Origin of the sequence: Gordonia rhizosphera NBRC 16068, from assembly GCF_000298195.1 — a bacterium.
Classification (GTDB): Bacteria; Actinomycetota; Actinomycetes; order Mycobacteriales; family Mycobacteriaceae; genus Gordonia; species Gordonia rhizosphera.
Genome location: NZ_BAHC01000017.1, coordinates 1 through 1,588 on the forward strand (window position 1 = coordinate 1; position 1,588 = coordinate 1,588).

Below are 1,588 nucleotides of genomic sequence, written 5' to 3' on the forward strand. Positions count from 1 at the left end.
TGAGGTGTGTCTGAGTTAATTCGGCATCGGGCCGGATTAAATACCAGCCAGGAACGTCGCGCGTTCATGTTGGTTCTCCTTGTTGTCCTCGACGGTAGTCGAGGCGTTTCTGGCGGGCCAACGCCAGCCCGTCGCGGCGGCGTTGCCGGTAGCCTTCGCCGCGTCCTTCGTGTTCGTCGTCGGGGGTGACGTAGCCGATGGAGGCGTGCAGCCGCACGGTGTTGTACTGCTCGCGCACCACCGCGAGTTCGGTGTCGAGGGTGCCGGGATCGGTGATGGTCTCCAGGTGCGGCCACTCGCCTTTGACGTGTCCGAACAAGGTCTCGATCCAGGCCTGATCGGTCGGGGTGTGCGGGCGTCCGAAGTGCTGGGCGATGTGCACCCCGGCCAGGAACTCCCGGGTGGTGTGCGAGCGCATCTGCGGTCCGTTGTCGGAGACCGCCAACAGCAGCGGGATCTGCCCGGCCCCGATCGCATCCTGCAGAGGCTCAGGCTCGCCGGACAGCAACGCGGTGCGCAGCTGGTCGGTGTCGCGGGCATCGATCACCTCGAGCAACTGCTCGGATTCCAGCGCCGCCCAGAAGCAGGCCTCGACCTGGGTGGACGTCTCTTCCGCCGAGCACAGGGTGGCCAACCATTTGCGCGAGACCAGATCCAGCACCGCGATCACCGCCCGTTTCGCCCGGGTGAAATGCGTAAAGTCATACGCCCAAACGCGGTTCGGTTTCCATTCCAGCCAGTCCGGCCACGGCGTCTTCTCCCGCGGCTCACGGGCCGGGTTGCCTTCCAGCACAAGCCCTTCAGCGAGCAGTACCCGACGAACCGTGGAATCCGACACGTGCACCAACTCCAGCCGCGACCCGCGGTGAGCCAGCTTGCGGTGCGAGCGATCAATCTGGCCCCACTCTCGGTAGAGGTCGATGATCGCGGCCCGTTCGGCATCGAGGATGCCGTGCACCGGGCCACCGCCGGGAGTCTGATCGACCAATCCGTCGGGTCCGTCGGCGGCCATACGGGCCTGCCAACTCGCCGCCCGCGACTCGTCGACATCGAGGAGCCGGCACGCCCGCCGCCGCGACCAGCCATGGGCGACGGCGTGGTCGATCAACTCCAGCAGGCCGGCCTTGACCGATGCGTCTACGCGGGTGGGGACCGGGCCGGCCGTCAGTCCCAGCGCGATTTTCCCTCGTGCAGATGCAGCGCGACCGCCTGCTCGGTGACCGTGGCGCGCAGCCGCTCGACCTCCTCGCGCAACTCGGCGATCTCGGCCTGTTCCGGGGACTGACCGGGACGGCCCGGGGTGGCCGACAACGCGGCCAGCGCACCGGCCTTGGCGGTGTGGCACACCGAGGTCACCGTGGACCGATCGACCTTGTATTTCTCGGCCGCCTCGCGCTGGGTGGACTGCCCGGTCAGCACCGCCACCCACATCTCGTACTTCTGGCTCGGCGCCAACAGCCGCCGCTTCCTGCGTGTGTTCGACACCCTCTGATTCGACACCTGCACCGACCTCCCAGCCGTCCAGGCACGCCGCATCTTGGCTGGTATTTTTCCGCGCCGAATGCCGAATTAAGTCAGACGCAGAACA

At 67.0% G+C, this 1,588-nt stretch carries 2 protein-coding genes; both read right to left on the reverse strand.

Annotated features, from left to right (window positions below):
- Nucleotides 1-64: 64 nt before the first annotated feature.
- Nucleotides 65-1,108: an integrase core domain-containing protein gene (locus GORHZ_RS01315; protein WP_217998297.1), complete on the reverse strand. Its 1,044-nt coding sequence runs from the start codon at nucleotides 1,106-1,108 to the stop codon at nucleotides 65-67.
- A 56-nt stretch (nucleotides 1,109-1,164) separates the two neighbouring features.
- Entirely contained in the window at nucleotides 1,165-1,485 is a 321-nt protein-coding gene (locus GORHZ_RS01320) for a helix-turn-helix domain-containing protein (protein ID WP_217998298.1), read from the reverse strand.
- Between the last annotated feature and the right edge of the window lie 103 nt (nucleotides 1,486-1,588).